Below are 16,976 nucleotides of genomic sequence, written 5' to 3'. Positions count from 1 at the left end.
ACCGTGCTAAGGGCGGCAGCAGGCGCGGCCAGCAGGCTTCGAGTCGGAACTCGGCCCCGGCGCGGTGGTGAGGGTTCGCCACGGTGGCACCTCCGTGTCGGCACAGGGAGAACGTGTCGGCACAGCCCGCGTCGCACAGGTCGCGTCCTCACCATGATGACTGAGGAAGTGGCCGGTCTGACAGCGGTTCCACCCGGTCGTGTTGATCACGACCGGGGTCGTCACCCGTGGTGAGGACTTACCGGCCGACGGCCGCGTAGGCGCGGCTGACCGCGAACGTGCCGCCGCACAGTCCGAAGAGGACGGCCGCGAGGTGGCCCACGGCGGCGAACTCGGGCACCGCGCCGAACCACTCGGCGCTCAGCAACGGGTACGCGACGAGCAGCGCCAGCCACGGCACGCGCAGCACCACTGGACCCAACACGGTGATGGCGCCCGCCGCGGTGAACGCCGCGTAACCGACACCGACGTCGATCACGTCGGTCAGATCGGTCGGGTAGACACCCGAAGAGATGACTACGGCGGTGACGAGCACCGCGCCGACGTGGCCCGCGAGGACCACCGCGACGGCCCGCCACGGGCCGACCTCGCGTTCCAGCACACCGAGGCAGAGGGCCACCGCCACCACGGCGAGGGCGGTGGCCGGCAGGCCGTCCCCGGCGGGGTCGAGCACGAACGCGCTGCCCAGCAGGGCGTTGACCGGGTGGTCGGCGAGGTTGGCGGCGTTCGTGCTCAACGACTCCCGCACCTGCGCCGACATCCCGTCGGCGAACACGAACCGCATCAGCAGCGCGAGCCCCGCCACGGCCGACAGGTAGCCGGCCGTGACGGGGTGGCGGCGGAAATGCTCACGCACCCGGCCATGGTCGGGCCAACGGGCTCAGGCGTCCACCTGAGACCTGTCACCCGACCAGAGGGTGTGGAAGCTGCCCTCGCGGTCGGTGCGGCGGTAGGTGTGCGCGCCGAAGAAGTCGCGCAGCCCCTGGATCAGCGACGCGGGCAGGCGCTCGGACCGCAGCCCGTCGTAGTACGCCAGCGCGGACACGAAACCGGGCGCGGGCACGCCCGCCGACACCGCCTTCACCACGACCCGGCGCCACGCCGCCTCGGCCGAGCGCACCGCGTCGCGGAAGTAGTCGTCCACGAGCAGCGAGGCCAGCTCCGGCGCCTTGTCGTAGGCCTCGCGGATGCGGTCGAGGAACCGGGCCCGGATGATGCAGCCGCCGCGCCAGATCGTGGCCATCGCGCCCAGGTCGAGGTCCCAGCCGTACTCGGCGCTCGCCGCGCGCATCTGGTCGAAGCCCTGCGCGTACGCCACGACCTTCGACGCGTACAGCGCCTGCCGCACGTCCTCGACCAGCGAGTCGTCCGCGCCGCCCGCGACCTCGGCGGGCCCGAACGCCTCCCGCACCGCCTGCCGCTGGCCCGCCCGCCCGGACAGCGACCGCGCGAACACCGCCTCGGCGATGCCGGTCACCGGCACGCCCAGCTCCAGTGCCTCCTGCACGGTCCAGCGGCCGGTGCCCTTCTGCTCGGCCTCGTCCGCGATCACGTCCACCAGCGCGGCACCGGTCTCGACGTCGACGTGGCCGAGCACCTCGGCGGTGATCTCGACCAGGTAGGACTCCAGGTCGCCGGTGTTCCAGCCGCGGAACACCTCGGCCACGTCGGCGGGCGCCAGGCCGCCTACCCGGTGCAGCAGGTCGTAGGCCTCGGCGATGAGCTGCATGTCGGCGTACTCGATGCCGTTGTGCACCATCTTCACGAAGTGCCCGGCGCCGTCCGGCCCGACGTGCACGCAGCACGGCACGCCGTCGACCTTGGCCGCGATGTCCTCCAGGACCGGCCCGAGGTGCGCGTAGGACTCCTCGGACCCGCCCGGCATGATCGACGGGCCGTTGAGCGCGCCCTCCTCGCCGCCGGAGACGCCCGTGCCGACGAAGTGCAGCCCGGCCTCCTTCAGCGCGGCCTCGCGGCGGCGGGTGTCGGCGTAGTGGGCGTTGCCGCCGTCGATCACCATGTCGCCGGGCTCCAGCAGGGGCACCAGCTCGTCGATGACGGCGTCGGTCGGCCCGCCCGCCTTGACCATGATGATGATCTGGCGGGGCGTCTGGAGGCTCGCGACGAGCTCTTCCAGCGTCTCGGCCGGCACGAAGTCGCCCTCGTGGCCGTGGTCGGCGATGAGCGCTTTGGTGCGGGCGTGGCTGCGGTTGTGCACGGCGACGCGGTAGCCGTGCCGGGCGAGGTTGCGCGCCAGGTTGCTGCCCATGACGGCGAGCCCGGTGACGGCGATCCGCGCGGGTGCCTCGGAGGTGGTCATCTGCCCAGCCTGCCGAAATCCGCGCCCGTGCGCACCTGTCCGGCACCCCTGAACCCCGTTGTGCACTGCGGCGACGATCACCCCTGTAACATCGTGAAACAGCAGTGGAACGGGGGACGCGGATGGCCAGGGCGACGGTGCGGGACGTGGCACGGGCCACCGGGCTTTCCATCGCCACGGTGTCCCGCGTGCTCAACGGGCAGGCCAACGTCGCCGAGCACACCCGCGAGCTGGTGCTGCGCACGGTCGCCGGGTTGGGCGTGGAGGGGCCGAGGGCACGCGGCGTGAAGCCCGCGGGCCCGATCTACGTGCGCTGCCCGTACCTGCTCACCGACTACTTCGGGCTGATCGTCTCCAGCGTCGCCGAGACGTTGGCGCTGCACCACCGGCAGGTGCTGCTCAGCGCGGGCGTGTCCGCGCAGCGCGAGACCGTGCTGCCGGGCCTGGCGAGCCGGTCGGACGTGGGCGGCGCGATCCTGATCCTGCCGCCGGAGCCGGCCGAGGAGCTGGTCCGGTTGCGCGACCGCCGGTTCCCGTTCGTGGTGGTCGACCCGCGCACCGAGCTGCCGCGCGACGTGGCGTCGGTGTCGGCGGCGCACTTCGCGGGCGCGCGGCGGCTGATGGCGCACCTGGTGGAGCTGGGGCACCGGCGGATCGGGATCATCGGCGGTCCCGGCGACTGGCTGGTCAGCGACGGCAGGCTGGCCGGGTACGCGGCGGCGTTGTCCGACGTGGGCGTGCTGCCGTCGGCGGAGCTGCTGCGGCACGTGGACGAGCCGACCGAGGAGAACGGCCACCTCGTCGCCCGTGAGCTGCTCGGCCTCGCGGACCGACCGACGGCGCTGGTCGCGTTCAACGACAAGATGGCGGTCGGCGCGTTGCGGGCGGCCCGGGAACAGGGCCTCGACGTGCCGGGTGACGTGTCGATCGCCGGTTTCGACGACCTGGACCTCAGCCGTGCCACGCGGCCGGAACTCACCACGGTGCGGCAGCCGTTGCAGGAGATGGGCCGGATGGCCGTGACCCTGCTGATGCGGCTGCTCGACCGGCACGAGCTGGAAGCCCTGCACGTCGAGCTGGCCACGGAACTGGTGGTCCGGGCGTCCACGGGCCCCGCGCCGCGCGCCTGACGCACCGCGTTCCACTCGTTTCACGGTATTTACCGGTATAAATCCGTGACCTTGACACGGGCTCGGCGCCATTGTTTCCTTCACCTGCGGACAAGTTCCACAAATGTTCCACTTTGTTTCAGACTGCCGACCCCTGCCCACAACGTCGTGAAAGGAGTCCGGGGTGCCCTCTTCCCACCGTCGGGCTTTCATCAGCGCCGGCATAACGTTGATCACGGTCGCCGCCGCCCTCGCCGCCTCGCAGCCCGCCGCCGCGGCAGGCGAGTCCGTCAACGTCTACCTGACCACCACCTCCGACAGCGGCGGCCGCACGGTCACCCGCGGTCTCCAGCAGCAGCCGTCGATCGCGTTCGGCTCGAACGGCGGTGGCGCGACCCACACCATCACCGTCAACGAGGGCACGACCTACCAGCGGTTCGAGGGCGGTGGCGCGTCGATCACCGACACCACCGCCTACCTGCTGCGCGGCGGTCCGGTCTCGGCCGCCACCCGGGACGCGGTGATGCGCAAGCTGTTCCACCCGGTCGACGGCATCGGCCTGTCGTTCGTGCGCAACCCGATCGGCGCCTCCGACCTGTCCCGGCCGGGCAACGTCTCGCTCGACGACACGTGCTGCGACCTCGACGACTGGGGCACCAACGGCTACGACACTAACGTGCGGCTGCTGACGCAGCAGGCCAAGCAGCTCAACCCGCAGCTGCGGGTCAAGGGCGTGCCGTGGAGCGCGCCGGGCTGGATGAAGGACAACGGCCGGATGGACCAGATGGGCTGGCTCAAGTGGGAGTACGCACCCATGTACGCCCAGTACTTCGTGAAGTACGTGCAGAGCTACCAGGCGGCGGGCATCCCGATCGACTACGTGTCCGTGCAGAACGAGCCGAACTGCTGCCAGGCGTCCAACCCGACCGCGATGAACTACCCCGGCATGAGCTGGAACCCGGCGGGCCTGGTCGAGTTCACCAAGAACAACCTCTACCCGGCGTTCCGCGCGGCGGGCATCAACACCAAGGTGCTGGTGCACGACTGGAACTACGGCGACTACGCCAACTTCGGCTCCGGCGTGTTGAACGACGCGGGCGTGCGCAACGACCCGTTGTTCGGCGGCATCGCCTGGCACGGCTACTTCGGTGACCCGGCGGTCGGCACGCAGGTACACGACCAGTACCCGAGCGTGCGGCAGTTCAGCACCGAGCACTCCGGCGGCACGTGGATCTCCAACCAGCACAACGAGGACATGGCCGACATCGTCAACTACGCCCGCAACTGGAGCTCCAGCCTGGTGAAGTGGAGCCTCGCGCTGAACCAGAACATGGGCCCGCACAACGGTGGTTGCGGCACGTGCACCGGCCTGATCACCGTGCAGGAGGGTGGGTCGCGGGCCGGCCAGGTCGACTACACCGTCGAGTACTACACGACCGGGCACCTGACGAAGTTCGTCAAGCCGGGCGCGTACCGGATCGACTCGACCGCGAACGGCACCGTGCAGAACGTGGCCTACCGCAACCCGGACGGCTCCAAGGCCCTGATCGCGCACAACGGCGGCACGTCGTCCCAGTCGATCCGGGTCAACTGGGGCAACCAGTCGTTCACCTACACCCTGCCCGCCCGCACCTCGGCGACGTTCACCTGGCAGGGCACGCCCGGCAGCGGCGGTGGCACCGGCGGCGCGATCACCGGACTGGCGGGCAAGTGCATCGACGTGGCGGGTGCGAGCAGCGCCGACGGCACGGCGGTGCAGCTGTACACGTGCAACGGCACCGCGGCGCAGCAGTGGTCGCGGCCCGGTGACGGCACGCTACGCGCGCTGGGCAAGTGCCTCGACATCAAGGACCGCGGCACCGCTGACGGCGCGCAACTGCAGCTGTGGAGCTGCGCGGGCGGCGCGAACCAGCAGTGGACCTACACCTCGGGCCGCGACCTGGTGAACCCGGCGACCGGCAAGTGCGTGGACGTCACCGGCAACAACAGCGCCGACGGCACCAGGCTGCAGATCTGGACCTGCACCGGCGGCGCCAACCAGAAGTGGACCATCGCCTGACCGCTGTAGTCCGACCGCTATACGGGGTCCCGCTCCGACGGCGCGGGACCCCGCTGCACCGTTCACGCGGCGAGCACCGACGCCGCCATGCCGATCAGCGCCGTGCCGCACAACCGCTCGAACACCGGCCGCACCTTCGGCCGCGTGAGCAGTGCCGAGAGCCGTCCGGCCAACGGCACCACCACGGCCCAGAAGCACGCGAACACGCCCACCGCGACGGCGGAGAGCAGCGCGGCCTGCGGCAGCGGCAGGGCCGCCGGGTCCATGGCCTGCGGGACCAGGCTGAGGAAGGTGAGCATCACCTTCGGGTTGAGCAGGTCGCACAGCACGCCGCGCAGGAACAGCGACCGGTCCGACTTCGGCGCCTGCCTGATCGGCCCACCGCGCCGTGCCGCCCTCAGCGTGGCGATGCCCAGGTAAGCCAGGTACAACGCACCGACCGCCTTGACCGCCAGCAGCGCCGCCGGTGCCGCCGCGACCAGCGCGGACAGCCCCACCGTGGCCAGCAGGGCGTGCACCAGCAGCCCGGTCACCACGCCCGCCGCGGTCAGCGCGCCGTACCGCACGCCGCGCACGGCGTTGCCGGTGATCAGCACGAAGTCCGGGCCGGGCACGACGGTGATGACGACGAGGGCGAGCAGGAAGGAGGTCCAGGCGATGTGCACGGCCGCATCCTCGGCCACTCGTTCGGGTGTGTTCCACCTGGGGATTACAGTGTTCGGTTGTGAGCGAGACAGCCGAACTGGATTCGGTCGACTGGCTGATCCTGGAGGCGTTGCAGAACGACGCGACGCTGCCGAACCGGAGCCTGGCCGAGTTGGTGGGCATCGCGCCGTCGACGTGCCTGCAGCGCGTGCGCCGGCTGCGTGAGCTGGGCGTGATCACCGGTTTCCACGCCGTGGTCGACCCGCGGACCACCGGGCTGCCGCTGGAGGCCGTGGTGTCGGTCAACGTGCGGCCGCACACCAGGCCGGTGGTGGCGGCGTTCCGGCGGTTCGTGATGGCGCAGCCGGAGACGCGCTCGCTGTTCCACGTCAGCGGGCAGGCGGACTTCCTGGTGCACATCGCGGTGGCCGACAGCACGCACCTGCAGGCGTTCCTGATGGACAAGATCGCCTCGCGCACGGAGGTGCGGAACCTGACCAGCTCGGTGGTGCTGGAACGGGTCGAGACCCGGGCCCTCACCCCGTCGGACGACCAGCGCCCCACCCACCGCAGGCGCCGCGTCTAGCCCCGCGCAAGGATTCCCGGCGGGTAGGTTTTCACCATGGACCCTGACGAGTTCCGCCGCATCGGCCACGAGGTGATCGACTGGATCGCCGACTACCGCTCGCGCGTCGAGGACTTCCCGGTCAGGTCGCCGGTCGAGCCAGGGTGGGTGCGGGAACAGCTGGCCGGGCTGCCCGAGCGGGGTGAGGGCTTCGCCGGCCTGCTCGCGGACCTGGACCGGGTCGTGCTGCCGGGGACCACGCACTGGCAGCACCCCGGCTTCTTCGCGTACTTCCCGTCCAACGCCTCGCTGCCGTCGGTGCTCGGCGACCTGCTGTCGTCGGGGCTGGGCGTGCAGGGCATGTTGTGGTCCACCTCGCCCGCCGCCACCGAGGTCGAGCAGCACCTGATGGACGAGCTGGTGGGCGCTTTCGGCCTGCCGTCGTCGTTCCTCGGCGGTGGCGTCATCCAGGACACCGCGTCGTCCGCCGCGCTGGTCGCCATGCTCGCCGCCCTGCACCGGGCGTCGGACGGCAAGTGGCGGCAGTCCGGTGTGGACGGCACCGAGACGGTGTACGTGTCGTCCCAGACCCACTCGTCGCTCGAACGGGCGGCGCGGATGGCGGGGCTGGGCGAGCAGGCCGTGCGGGCGATCGGGGTGGATTCGCGGCTGGCGATGCGGGTTGACGACCTGGCGTCCCGGATCAGGTCCGATGTGGAGGCCGGGCGGCGACCGGTCATGGTGTGCGCGACGGTCGGTACCACGGGCACGGGTGCGGTGGACCCGGTGCGCGAGATCGCCGCGTTGTGCGCGGAGCACGGGATCTGGCTGCACGTGGACGCGGCGTGGGCGGGCCCGGCGGCGCTGTGCCCGGAGTTCCGGGGCTTGTTCGACGGCGTGGAGCTGGCCGACTCGTTCACCGCGAACGCGCACAAGTGGATGCTGACGGCGTTCGACCTGTCGTTGTTCTGGACGGCGCACCCGGACGTGCTGGTGGACGCGCTCACGATCCTGCCGGAATACCTGCGGAACGCGGCGACCGAATCGGGTGCCGTCGTGGACTACCGCGACTGGCAGATCCCGCTGGGCCGCCGGTTCCGGGCGCTGAAGCTGTGGTCGGTGCTGCGGTGGTACGGGCTGGAGGGCGTGCGCGGACACCTGCGCGGGCACGTGGCGCTGGCGGAACTGCTCGAATCGTGGGTCGAGGCGTCCGAGGACTGGGAGCTGGTCGTGCCGCGCACGCTGTCCCTGGTCACCATCGCCCACCGCGCCGGCGACGAAGCCACGCGTGCCGCGATGGACCACGTCAACGCGGCGGGTGACGCGTACATCACCCACACCGTCGTGGACGGCAGGTTCGCCATCCGCGTGGCGATCGGCGGGGAGACCACCAAGGAACACCACGTCCGCGCCCTCTGGGACACCCTGACCGGATGACGCGCCGCCCGCCGGCTTGACAGGCAAGCGAGCACTTGCCTATAACTGGGTCGTGGACGCAGACCCTGACCTGTTCAAGGCGATCGGCGACGCGACGCGGCGCACCATCCTGGACGAACTGACCGAAAGGGACGGTCAGACGCTGTTCGAGATCTGCGGCCGGCTGACGATGAAGCACGGCCTCGCCTCGAGCCGCCAGGCCATCTCGCAGCACCTCGCGGTGCTCGAACAGGCCGGTCTGGTGCGCACCCGGCGACAGGGCCGGTACAAGTTCCACCACCTCGACACGAGCCCGCTGCGCTCGATCGTGGAGCGGTGGCCCACCGACCGAGAGGAACCGAACCCGTGATCCGCATCAACATCACCAGCGTGCTCGTCGACGACCAGGCCAAGGCGCTGGCCTTCTACACCGAGAAGCTGGGGTTCATCAAGAAGACCGACGTCCCGGCCGGCGAGGCCCGCTGGCTCACCGTGGTCTCCCCCACCGACCCGGACGGCGTCGAACTGCTGCTGGAGCCGGACGGCCACCCCGCCGCGGGCCCGTTCAAGAAGGCCCTGGTCGACGACGGCATCCCGTACACCCAGTTCGCCGTGGACGACGTCTACGCCGAGGTCGAGCGACTCAAGGGCCTCGGCGTCGAGTTCACCCAGGAAGCCACCGACCTGGGCCCGGTCGTCACCGCTGTTCTCGATGACACCTGCGGCAACCTCATCCAGTTGGCCACCATGAAGTAACCACCCGATCCCCACCGGTCACGTTCAGCGGCTCAGGGGTTGATCAGCGTCGCGAGGTCCACGGTGACCGGGAAAGGCTCGGGAACCTCGACCTTCCCGGTGCCCTGGGCGATCTGCTTGTACCTGCCGGCGACCAGGCTGAACGCGATGAGCGTGACCGGCTCGTCCAGTTCCACCACCCAGTAGTGCGGGATGCCGACCTTGGCGTACTCGATCGGCTTGAAGACGCGGTCTGTCCGGCCCGTTCCCGGCGACACGATCTCCACCGCCAAATGCAGGTCATCGGGGTTGAACCGACTCGGGTGCTCCCAGTAGCGCTCGGCCGGCACCACGACGACATCGGGTGCGCGCAGCGAGAGCGGAGGCCCTGGGTCTATCACGACATCGACGTCCTGGACCGCCACGATCCCGGCAGGCAATTGCTCTTTCAGGCAGCTGCGGAGGTTCGCCATCGCCACTTGGTGCTTCGGTGCCGGCCTGGGGGCCACCAGCAAGACTCCTTCGACCAGCTCGAAGTGGCGCGACTTGTCCTCGGGGAGCGCGTCCCACTCCTCAAGCGTGAACAAGTGGTCAGGCCAGGGCATGGTGCTCATCGCGGCCACCTCTCTTGCTCCATCGACTGCGCAGCGTAGCTGGTCGACTACAGGACCCGAAGCAGGCCCTCCTGCACCACGGTAGCCACCAACTGGCCGTCGTGGCTGTAGAAGCGGCCCGTGGCCAGGCCGCGCGCACCGGACGCCGACGGCGAGGCGCAGTCGTACAGGAACCACTCGTCGGCGCGGAACCGGCGGTGGAACCACATGGCGTGGTCCAGGCTCGCGCCCAGGACCCTGTCCGTGCCCCAGTACACCCCGTGGCGGACGAGGACGGAGTCGAGCAGGGTCATGTCCGACGCGTAGGCCAGCACGCACACGTGCAGCAGGTCGTCGTCCGGCAGCTTGCCGTCCGCCCTCATCCACACCTGGCTGCGCGCCTCGCCCGGCCCGTCCTCCCGCGCACGCCAAGGCGGCTCGGTCACGTACCGGATGTCGATCGGCCTCGGCAGCCGCGCCATGCCGACCTTCTCCAGGTACCCGGCCGCCGACTCGGCGTACGTGGGCAGCGAGGACGGCGGCGGCACGGTCGGCATCGGCTCCTGGTGGTCCAGGCCCGGCTCGTCCAGCTGGAACGACGCCGACAGCGCGAAGATCGCCTTGCCGTGCTGGACGGCGACCACGCGCCGGGTGGTGAACGAGCGCCCGTCCCGGATCCGGTCGACCTCGTACACGATCGGCACGGTCGGGTCGCCGCCGCGGATGAAGTACGAGTGCAGCGAGTGCACCCGGCGCTCGGGCGGCACGGTGCGGCCGGCGGCGACCAGGGCCTGGCCGGCGACCTGCCCGCCGAACACCCGCACGGGCGACTCGGCGGGCGACACCCCGCGGAAGATGTTCTCCTCGATGCGCTCCAGGTCGAGCAGCGCGACGAGTCGGTCGAGCACGGGCTGCCCGTGCGGCACACCGTCGGCGTCCAGGGGAACGTCCGAGAACTCGGCGGTCGCCGCGGCGCGGGCAGCCTCGGTCACGTCATCTCCTAAGCGTGGTCGTCCTCCCCCAGGCGGTGCACCCGGATGAGGTTCGTCGAGCCGATCGTGCCAGGCGGCGAGCCCGCCACGACCACGACGAGGTCGCCGGGCTGGTACCGGCCGATGTCGATCATCGACAGGTCGACCTGGCGGACCATCTCGTCCGTCGAGTCCACCTTAGGCACGAGGAACGTCTCGGTGCCCCAGGTGAGAGAAAGCTGACTGCGCACGCTGGGCTCCGGCGTGAACGCCAGCAGCGGCAGCGGGGTGTGCAGGCGGGCCAGCCTGCGCACCGTGTCACCGGACTGGGTGAACGCGACGAGTGCCTTCGCGTTCAGCCGCTCGCCGATGTCGCGCGCCGCGTACGAGATCACGCCGCGCTTGGTGCGCGGGACGTGCGTCAGCGGCGGGACCTGGGTGGACTCGGTCTCGACGGCCTCGATGATGCGGCCCATGGTCTTGACCGACTCGATGGCGTAGCGGCCGACCGACGTCTCGCCGGACAGCATCAGCGCGTCGGCGCCGTCGAGCACGGCGTTGGCGACGTCCGAGGTCTCGGCGCGGGTCGGCCGGGAGTTGGTGATCATCGAGTCGAGCATCTGGGTGGCCACGATGACCGGCTTGGCGTTCTCGCGGGCGATCTGGATGGCCCGCTTCTGCACCAGCGGCACGTGCTCCAGCGGCAGCTCGACGCCCAGGTCACCGCGGGCGACCATGACGCCGTCGAAGGCGAGCACGATCGCTTCGAGGTTGTCGACCGCCTCCGGCTTCTCGATCTTGGCGATCACCGGCTTGCGGCCGTGGCCCACGCGGTCCATGACCTGGTGGACCAGGTCGATGTCCGCGGGCGAGCGCACGAACGACAGGGCGATGAAGTCCACGCCCAGGTTGAGGGCGAACTCCAGGTCTTCGATGTCCTTCTCGGACAGGGCGGGCACGGACACGTCCATGCCGGGCAGCGACAGGCCCTTGTTGTTGCTGACGGGGCCGCCTTCGGTGACCTCGCAGACCACGTCGGGCCCGTCGACCTCGGTGACGGTCAGGCCCACCTTGCCGTCGTCCACCAGCAGCCGGTCGCCGACCTTGGCGTCCTGCGCCAGCTGCTTGTAGGTGGTGGAGACGCGGTCGTGGGTGCCTTCGACGTCTTCGACGGTCACCCGGACGATGTCACCGGTGCGCCACTCGACGGGGCCGTGGGCGAACCGGCCCAGGCGGATCTTCGGGCCTTGGAGGTCGGCCAGGATGCCCACCGCGCGGCCCGAGGCGTCGGCCGCCGAGCGGACCAGGTCGTAGACCTGCTTGTGGTCGGCATGGCTGCCGTGGCTGAAGTTCATCCGGGCCACGTCCATACCGGCCGCTACCAGCTCGTTGACCTTGTCCTCGGTCGCGGTGGCAGGACCAAGCGTACAGACGATCTTCGCGCGTCGACTCACGTGTCAGGAGCGTAGTCGCTGTCACTGGACCGATCAGGATGTACCGGGGGGTAATCTCGGCGAAACAGGCAGAATCTGCCCGGTGGGCGTCAGAATCCTTCCGTTCGTGGTCGCGGTGTTGCTCAGCGTCATCGTGCTGTTCACCCCGGCGTCAGGTGTGCCCACGGCTCCGCCGGGCACCGACAAGGTCGTGCACTTCCTGCTGTTCGCGCTGCTCATGGGCACTGGCAGGTACGCGCGCCTGCCAACCTGGCCACTGGCCGCCTGCCTGTTCGGTTACGCTGCGGTCTCGGAAGTGTTGCAGTGGCTCATCACCGCCCTGAACCGCGGCGGCGACGTCCTGGACGCCTTGGTGGACGTCGCCGGCATCGGCTTCGCGTACCTCGTGGCACGCTCAGCGGCCCGAAAACGTCGTACCCCTCTGGGAGAATAAAAGCAGGGGTCCCCTGGGGGGTGACGCCTGCGTAGCCAGCAGCCTGCCCGGCCCGTCAGCCTGCTCACCAGCCCAGCCCGGCAGCCCGCCCCGGGCCGGCCCAGCCCGCTCGGCGACCAGCCAGGCCGGTCAGCCCTGCTCGCCGGCGCGCTGGCTCAGTCCGGCAGTCCCACCTGCCGCCCAACCCCACCTACCGGACCGGCACCGCAGCCCAACCTGGCCAGCCGCAGCCCAACCTGGCCAGCCGCAACCCAGCTCGGCCCGCCACCAGCCCCGGCCTGCCTGCCAGCCAGGCCTGTCTGGCAGGCAGGCGCGTCAGCGGCGGAAGCCCAGTTCGGTCAGGCCGATGTGGTCGGCGCACCAGTCGACCAGCGGGGTGGCCTGGCGCCAGGCGTCGCGGACGCGCTTCAGGCAGCCCGGCTCGTGCAGGACGTCGTCGGGCGGCCAGACCTTGGCCACGTACACGCGCTTGTGCTTGAGCAGCTCGATCCGCGGGTGCTCGGGGTCGAGGCCGCGTGGCGCGCGCTTGAGCTTGTCGCCGCGCAGCTCCCAGCCGGACTTGGCCAGCTTGGCGAGCACCTTCTCCAGCGCACGGCCGCGTACGTCGTCGGCGACGGACTCGCGGTAGCGCGCGAGCTGGTCGGGAGCCATGGCGAACGACCCGCCGGCCACGAACAGGCCCTCGGGTCCGATCTGCACGTAGTGCGCACCGCCACCGCGGCCGAGTTCGACCACACCACCGCAGTGGTCTTTGTACGGCGTCTTGTCCTTGCTGAACCGCACGTCGCGATAGGGCCGAAAGACCTTTCCCTTGCCGAACTCGGGCTCCAGCGCGGCGAGCAACGTCTCCATCGGCGCACGCACATCACGCAGGTAGACGTGCTTGTTGTCGTCCCAGTACGCCTTGGAGTTGTCGGCGACGAGTCCGTCGTAGAAGTCGATGGCGTGTTCGCCGAAGCCGGTGAATTCCACGGCACCCAGCTTACGTTCGTCCATTCGTGGCTCATTCACTCGCTCTATCGCAACGCATGACCGAACGGTCACGTGCTGTGCATAATCGGCCGGGTGGGTAGGAAAACGGCGCTGGCCGGTTGGCTGCGCGAGCTCGACGCGGGGGAGATCCGGGACATCTTGGCGCTGCGCAAGGACGCCGCCGATCGCCGACCCCACTCGCTGCGGGCGCTGGCGGGCGAGTTGACCACGACGGCGTCGCTGCGCGCGGCGGTCGACGGGCTCGACCAGGCTTGCCGGGACGTGCTGGACACCGTGGTGCGGTTGGGTGACGCGGCCGAGGTGGAGGTGGTGGCGGAACGGTTGCGCTGCAACGGGAAGGCGTCGCGGGCCGAGCTGAGGCGGGCGTTGGCGCAGCTGCGCGCGAGGGCGCTCGTGTGGCCGGAAGGACAAAAACTGGTCGGCTCGCCGGGGTTGCGGCTGCTGGAGGACGAGCCGCCTCGCCGGATCACGCCCGCGCCGCGCACACCGCGCCGCACACCGCAGAACCGGGGTTTCGCGGACCGGGCCGCGATCACGCCCGCGACCTCCACTGTGGACGGTGTGACGCGGCTGGTCGACCTGTGCGACGTCGAGCTGGTGGTGTGCCGCGGTGGCGTGGGGTTGCGCGAGCTGCGGCGGCTCGCGGGCCTGCTGCGCGCGGACGAGAGCCGGACGCGGTTGTGGGTGGGGTTGGCCGTGGAGGCGCGGCTGCTGGCGGTGGACGACGGCAGGCTGGTGCCGACGGTCGCGGCGGACCCGTGGCGTGCGGCGTCGCCCGCGGACCGGTTGCCGGCGTTGGTGCGGGCGTGGCCGCGGATGACGTGGACGCCGGGCAAGCAGCGGCTCGCGTCGGCGGAACCGTCCTCGTCGGACGGGGGCGAGCGGACCAGGCGTGGCCTGCTGGAGCGGTATGTGGGGCTCGGTGTGGACGAGGCGTTCGAGCACCGGCACGAGGTGGTGGCGGATCTGGTGTGGACGCGGCCTGCCGTGCACGGGCGTGCGGCGACCGAGGCGGCGTTGGTGGAGGCCGAGTCGGTGGGGCTGGTGGCGCTGGGCGCGGCGACGGCGTTGGGCCGCGCGGTGCTCGCCGGCGATGAGGTGGACGGGCCGGCGGAGGTGGCGGGCCGGTTCGTGCCGCCCGCGGCGACGACCGCGCACCTGCGGCCGGACTTGACCGCCGTGGTGGCCGGGTTGCCGTCGCAGGAGCTGAGCGCGGTGCTGGACCTGGCGGCGGACGGCGCGGCGGGCGGGTGGCGGTTCAGCGGTGCGAGCGTGCGGCGGGCGTTGGACGCGGGGCACGAGCCGGACGCGTTGCTGGCGCGGTTGGCGTCGGTTGCCGAGCACGGTGTGCCGCCGACGTTGACGCACCTGGTGCGGGAGGTGGCGCGGCAGCACGGGCGGATCACGGTGACGCCGGTGGCGTGCTGCGTGCGGACGGAGGACCCGGTGCTGCTGAACGAGATCGCCGGGCACCGGTCGTTGGCGCAGCTGTCGTTGCAGCCGCTGGCGCCGACGGTGCTGGCGTCGGCGAAACCCGCCACGGAGACGTTGGCGCTGCTGCGGGCGGCGGGTTATGCGCCGACGACGTCGGCGGTGGACGGCACGGCGGTGGTGGAGCGGGTGCCGCGGCGTCGGGTCGAGCCGCCCGCGCCCCGGCGGGCGACCGGCGGGTGGCGGGCGCCGTTGACCGAGCAGGAGCTGGCGAAGCTGGCGGCGGCGCTGGTGGAGCGGGAGCGGCCGAGGTCGAAGTTCGTGCTGCCGCCGGCGGAGTCGCAGCGGATCGGCACGGTGCGGTTACTGCGCGACCAGTCGCTGGTGTTGCGCGATTCGGAGGTCGTGCTGCTGGCGGACGCGTTGGTGAGCCGCACGTCGGTGGAGATCGCCGTGGCGAACGGCCCGCGCAGCACGGTGAAGCACGTGATCACGCCGGTGGACCACGCGGCGGGCAACCTGAAGGCCAACTGCGCCCCGCGCGGCGAGCACCGCGAGTTCCTGGTCAGCCGGATCCGCTCGGTCCGCGCCGTGACGGGTGTGTGACGGCAGGTGGCCCCGATCCCGGGTCCTCGGGTCGGGGCCACGCGCGTCACGGCAGGCGGAGGTCGAGTTCGTCGGTTCGGCCTGCTTCGGCAGCCGCTTCGACCGGCGGGCCGGTGCGGTTGTCCTTGGTCGCGGTGAACTCGTAGCGGCCCGGGGTCAGGTGCCAGGTGTAGCGGCCCTGCTGGTCGGACAGCACGGCCAGTTCCGGCACCGGGTGCGGTGGGGTGTCCAGCGACCTCGGCTGCACGAGCGCGTCGCTCACCGGCAGGCCGGCGGAGTCCGTCACCACACCGGTGACGGTGGCCTGCGCGGTGGTGGGCGGTGGGGTGTCGGCGTCGGACGACGGGGTCTCCCCGCCGCACGCCGCGAGCGCCAGCACGCCGATCAGCAGCGCGAGGTGTGCGCGTCTCACGGTTCGCTCCTCTCGGTCACCGCTGGGACGGAGCGGACGGCGTTGCCGGTTGCCGCACGCCGACGAACCTCACCGGATCGGGTCAGCGCCAGCCGACGACCAGGTTGAACCGGCTCTCGGTGATGCGCGGCCCGCTGTTGTAGCCGTTGGACCCGACGCCGTAGGCGTGGAACGCCAACGAGCACCGGCCCGAGCAGCCGGACGACCCGGTCGCCCGCACGGTGTGCACGGAGCTGCCGCTGTTGCCGCCGACGGTGTCGTTGGCGTAGTACAGGCGCAGCGAACCGCTCACCCGCACCTGGTCGGTGTGGGTCCACTGCTGCTGGGCCTTGTCGCCGGGGTAGCCCTGGATCGTGGTGGACGTGCCGTTGAGCGACGCGGTGGTCCAGTAGGCGCCGTACCAGCCGGTGGTGTTGCCGATGGAGCAGTTCAGGGACGCGCCGCCGTAGTCGGCGTCGGGGTTGCCGTCGGTGGTCCAGCCGGTGTTGGACCGCAGGGTCGCCGCGGTGCAGGAGCCGTACGGGTAGCTGGTCCCGTTCGCGCCGGGGTAGAACTTGAGCTGGCCGGTGTACCAGCCGGTGCTCTGGTTGTAGACGCAGTGGCCGGCGGTCAGCACGAGGCTCGCGCCGAACATCCAGCCGGTGCAGTGCAGCCGCTCGACGCCGCTGACGGTGCGGGTGATGAGCACGGTGGCGCGGGCCGGGAAGCTCGTGGTCGGGTTGACCCGCACCCGGTTGTCGGCGCCGATGATGGACTGCACGCCGAAGTCGTCGCCGGTCGGCGAGGAGTAGCCCTGGATCTTGTGGCCGGCGGGCACGCGCTGCGCGCCGTACGCGGTCACGTCGGTCGGCACGCCCGTGCCCTCGTAGCCGGACACGCCGCGCAGCCCGCTGGTCCTGGCCGCCGTCACCACCGACTCGGTGTCGCTGGAGCCGAGCTCGACGCCCTTCGGCGTGCCCGCGGACGCGGTGGAGACGAGGCCGATCGTGGCCAGCAACGCGCTCGCCAGCGCCAACCCGACCCGTCTCGACGATCTCTGGATGTTCACCCGTGCACCCTTTCGTCGGAGGAAAAGCCCTCGACGGGTAAAGTCGCACGAATTCATGATTCGGTACGGAATAGGTAAAACTTGCGCCACTTGCCGCCTCGAATGGCCGCGACAGCCCATTCCGCACCCCCCAATGGGGGTACAAAAGTCCAGCTCAGGCCACGTGACGTGAAATAAGAGGCCGCC

Annotated in this window: 17 protein-coding genes; 8 read left to right on the top strand and 9 right to left on the bottom strand. The window is 71.0% G+C overall.

The features are described from left to right. Window positions 1-238 precede the first annotated feature (238 nt). Together A6A25_RS40855 and gndA are read right to left on the bottom strand one after the other, a co-directional pair. Entirely contained in the window at window positions 239-856 is a 618-nt protein-coding gene (locus tag A6A25_RS40855) for a rhomboid-like protein (protein ID WP_073899797.1), read from the bottom strand. 24 nt (window positions 857-880) lie between these two features. Next, the gene (gndA, locus tag A6A25_RS40850) at window positions 881-2,320 is read right to left on the bottom strand and encodes an NADP-dependent phosphogluconate dehydrogenase (RefSeq protein WP_073899795.1); all 1,440 of its coding nucleotides are present in this window, start codon (window positions 2,318-2,320) and stop codon (window positions 881-883) included. A gap of 122 nt (window positions 2,321-2,442) precedes the next feature. Here gndA and A6A25_RS40845 point away from each other — a divergent pair, with 122 nt between their 5' ends. Continuing rightward, the gene (locus A6A25_RS40845; RefSeq protein ID WP_073899793.1) at window positions 2,443-3,450 is read left to right on the top strand and encodes a LacI family DNA-binding transcriptional regulator; all 1,008 of its coding nucleotides are present in this window, start codon (window positions 2,443-2,445) and stop codon (window positions 3,448-3,450) included. Window positions 3,451-3,613: 163 nt separating this feature from the next. Then, the gene (locus A6A25_RS40840; protein WP_073899791.1) at window positions 3,614-5,488 is read left to right on the top strand and encodes a ricin-type beta-trefoil lectin domain protein; all 1,875 of its coding nucleotides are present in this window, start codon (window positions 3,614-3,616) and stop codon (window positions 5,486-5,488) included. Window positions 5,489-5,550: 62 nt separating this feature from the next. Here A6A25_RS40840 and A6A25_RS40835 read toward each other — a convergent pair whose 3' ends face one another. Continuing rightward, entirely contained in the window at window positions 5,551-6,171 is a 621-nt protein-coding gene (locus tag A6A25_RS40835) for a LysE family translocator (protein ID WP_241829185.1), read from the bottom strand. A 41-nt stretch (window positions 6,172-6,212) separates the two neighbouring features. On the opposite strand from A6A25_RS40835, the gene A6A25_RS40830 reads away from it, so the two are divergent. Genes A6A25_RS40830 through A6A25_RS40815 form a run of 4 tightly spaced genes read left to right on the top strand, consistent with a single transcriptional unit; the run spans window position 6,213 to window position 8,870 of the window. Continuing rightward, the gene (locus A6A25_RS40830; RefSeq protein ID WP_073899789.1) at window positions 6,213-6,719 is read left to right on the top strand and encodes an Lrp/AsnC family transcriptional regulator; all 507 of its coding nucleotides are present in this window, start codon (window positions 6,213-6,215) and stop codon (window positions 6,717-6,719) included. 36 nt (window positions 6,720-6,755) lie between these two features. Then, window positions 6,756-8,135, top strand: coding sequence for a pyridoxal phosphate-dependent decarboxylase family protein (locus tag A6A25_RS40825; RefSeq protein ID WP_073899787.1), 1,380 nt, complete (start codon window positions 6,756-6,758; stop codon window positions 8,133-8,135). 52 nt (window positions 8,136-8,187) lie between these two features. After that, a complete protein-coding gene (locus A6A25_RS40820) occupies window positions 8,188-8,484 on the top strand; it encodes an ArsR/SmtB family transcription factor (RefSeq protein ID WP_073899786.1) in 297 nt (98 codons plus the stop codon). Then, entirely contained in the window at window positions 8,481-8,870 is a 390-nt protein-coding gene (locus tag A6A25_RS40815) for a VOC family protein (RefSeq protein WP_073899784.1), read from the top strand. Before A6A25_RS40820 ends, A6A25_RS40815 begins: the two co-directional genes overlap by 4 nt. A gap of 32 nt (window positions 8,871-8,902) precedes the next feature. Here A6A25_RS40815 and A6A25_RS40810 read toward each other — a convergent pair whose 3' ends face one another. Genes A6A25_RS40810 through pyk form a run of 3 tightly spaced genes read right to left on the bottom strand, consistent with a single transcriptional unit; the run spans window position 8,903 to window position 11,867 of the window. Further along, entirely contained in the window at window positions 8,903-9,463 is a 561-nt protein-coding gene (locus tag A6A25_RS40810; protein WP_073899859.1) for a Uma2 family endonuclease, read from the bottom strand. 47 nt (window positions 9,464-9,510) lie between these two features. Continuing rightward, window positions 9,511-10,434 (bottom strand): acyl-CoA thioesterase II, encoded by a 924-nt coding sequence (gene tesB / locus A6A25_RS40805; RefSeq protein WP_073899782.1) that lies wholly within the window; start codon window positions 10,432-10,434, stop codon window positions 9,511-9,513. An 8-nt stretch (window positions 10,435-10,442) separates the two neighbouring features. Then, a complete protein-coding gene (gene pyk / locus A6A25_RS40800; RefSeq protein ID WP_073899780.1) occupies window positions 10,443-11,867 on the bottom strand; it encodes a pyruvate kinase in 1,425 nt (474 codons plus the stop codon). Between the two features lie 82 nt (window positions 11,868-11,949). On the opposite strand from pyk, the gene A6A25_RS40795 reads away from it, so the two are divergent. Next, on the top strand, window positions 11,950-12,300 hold the full coding sequence (locus tag A6A25_RS40795) for a VanZ family protein (protein WP_073899778.1): 351 nt from the start codon (window positions 11,950-11,952) through the stop codon (window positions 12,298-12,300). A 315-nt stretch (window positions 12,301-12,615) separates the two neighbouring features. On the opposite strand, the gene A6A25_RS40790 is transcribed toward A6A25_RS40795, so the two are convergent. Beyond that, window positions 12,616-13,272 carry a DUF2461 domain-containing protein gene (locus tag A6A25_RS40790; RefSeq protein ID WP_073899858.1) on the bottom strand — a complete coding sequence of 219 codons (657 nt, stop codon included), beginning with the start codon at window positions 13,270-13,272 and terminating at the stop codon, window positions 12,616-12,618. Between the two features lie 93 nt (window positions 13,273-13,365). On the opposite strand from A6A25_RS40790, the gene A6A25_RS40785 reads away from it, so the two are divergent. Then, window positions 13,366-15,330: a helicase-associated domain-containing protein gene (locus A6A25_RS40785; RefSeq protein ID WP_073899776.1), complete on the top strand. Its 1,965-nt coding sequence runs from the start codon at window positions 13,366-13,368 to the stop codon at window positions 15,328-15,330. Between the two features lie 46 nt (window positions 15,331-15,376). On the opposite strand, the gene A6A25_RS40780 is transcribed toward A6A25_RS40785, so the two are convergent. Together A6A25_RS40780 and A6A25_RS40775 are read right to left on the bottom strand one after the other, a co-directional pair. Then, on the bottom strand, window positions 15,377-15,742 hold the full coding sequence (locus tag A6A25_RS40780) for a carboxypeptidase-like regulatory domain-containing protein (protein ID WP_073899774.1): 366 nt from the start codon (window positions 15,740-15,742) through the stop codon (window positions 15,377-15,379). 82 nt (window positions 15,743-15,824) lie between these two features. Next, window positions 15,825-16,790 (bottom strand): trypsin-like serine protease, encoded by a 966-nt coding sequence (locus A6A25_RS40775; RefSeq protein ID WP_143193728.1) that lies wholly within the window; start codon window positions 16,788-16,790, stop codon window positions 15,825-15,827. Window positions 16,791-16,976: the final 186 nt, after the last annotated feature.

The organism is Saccharothrix sp. CB00851, from assembly GCF_001905065.1.
Classification (GTDB): domain Bacteria; phylum Actinomycetota; class Actinomycetes; order Mycobacteriales; family Pseudonocardiaceae; genus Actinosynnema.
Note: the sequence above shows the minus strand (reverse complement) of the source record. Positions and strands in the feature narration are given on the sequence as shown.

What these genes read in the sequence shown, in the direction of transcription:
- gndA (WP_073899795.1), bottom strand. Translation starts at nt 2,320, where the DNA reads ATGACCACCTCCGAGGCACCCGCGCGGATCGCCGTCACCGGGCTCGCC.
- A6A25_RS40845 (WP_073899793.1), top strand. Translation starts at nt 2,443, where the DNA reads ATGGCCAGGGCGACGGTGCGGGACGTGGCACGGGCCACCGGGCTTTCC.
- A6A25_RS40825 (WP_073899787.1), top strand. Translation starts at nt 6,756, where the DNA reads ATGGACCCTGACGAGTTCCGCCGCATCGGCCACGAGGTGATCGACTGG.
- A6A25_RS40810 (WP_073899859.1), bottom strand. Translation starts at nt 9,463, where the DNA reads ATGAGCACCATGCCCTGGCCTGACCACTTGTTCACGCTTGAGGAGTGG.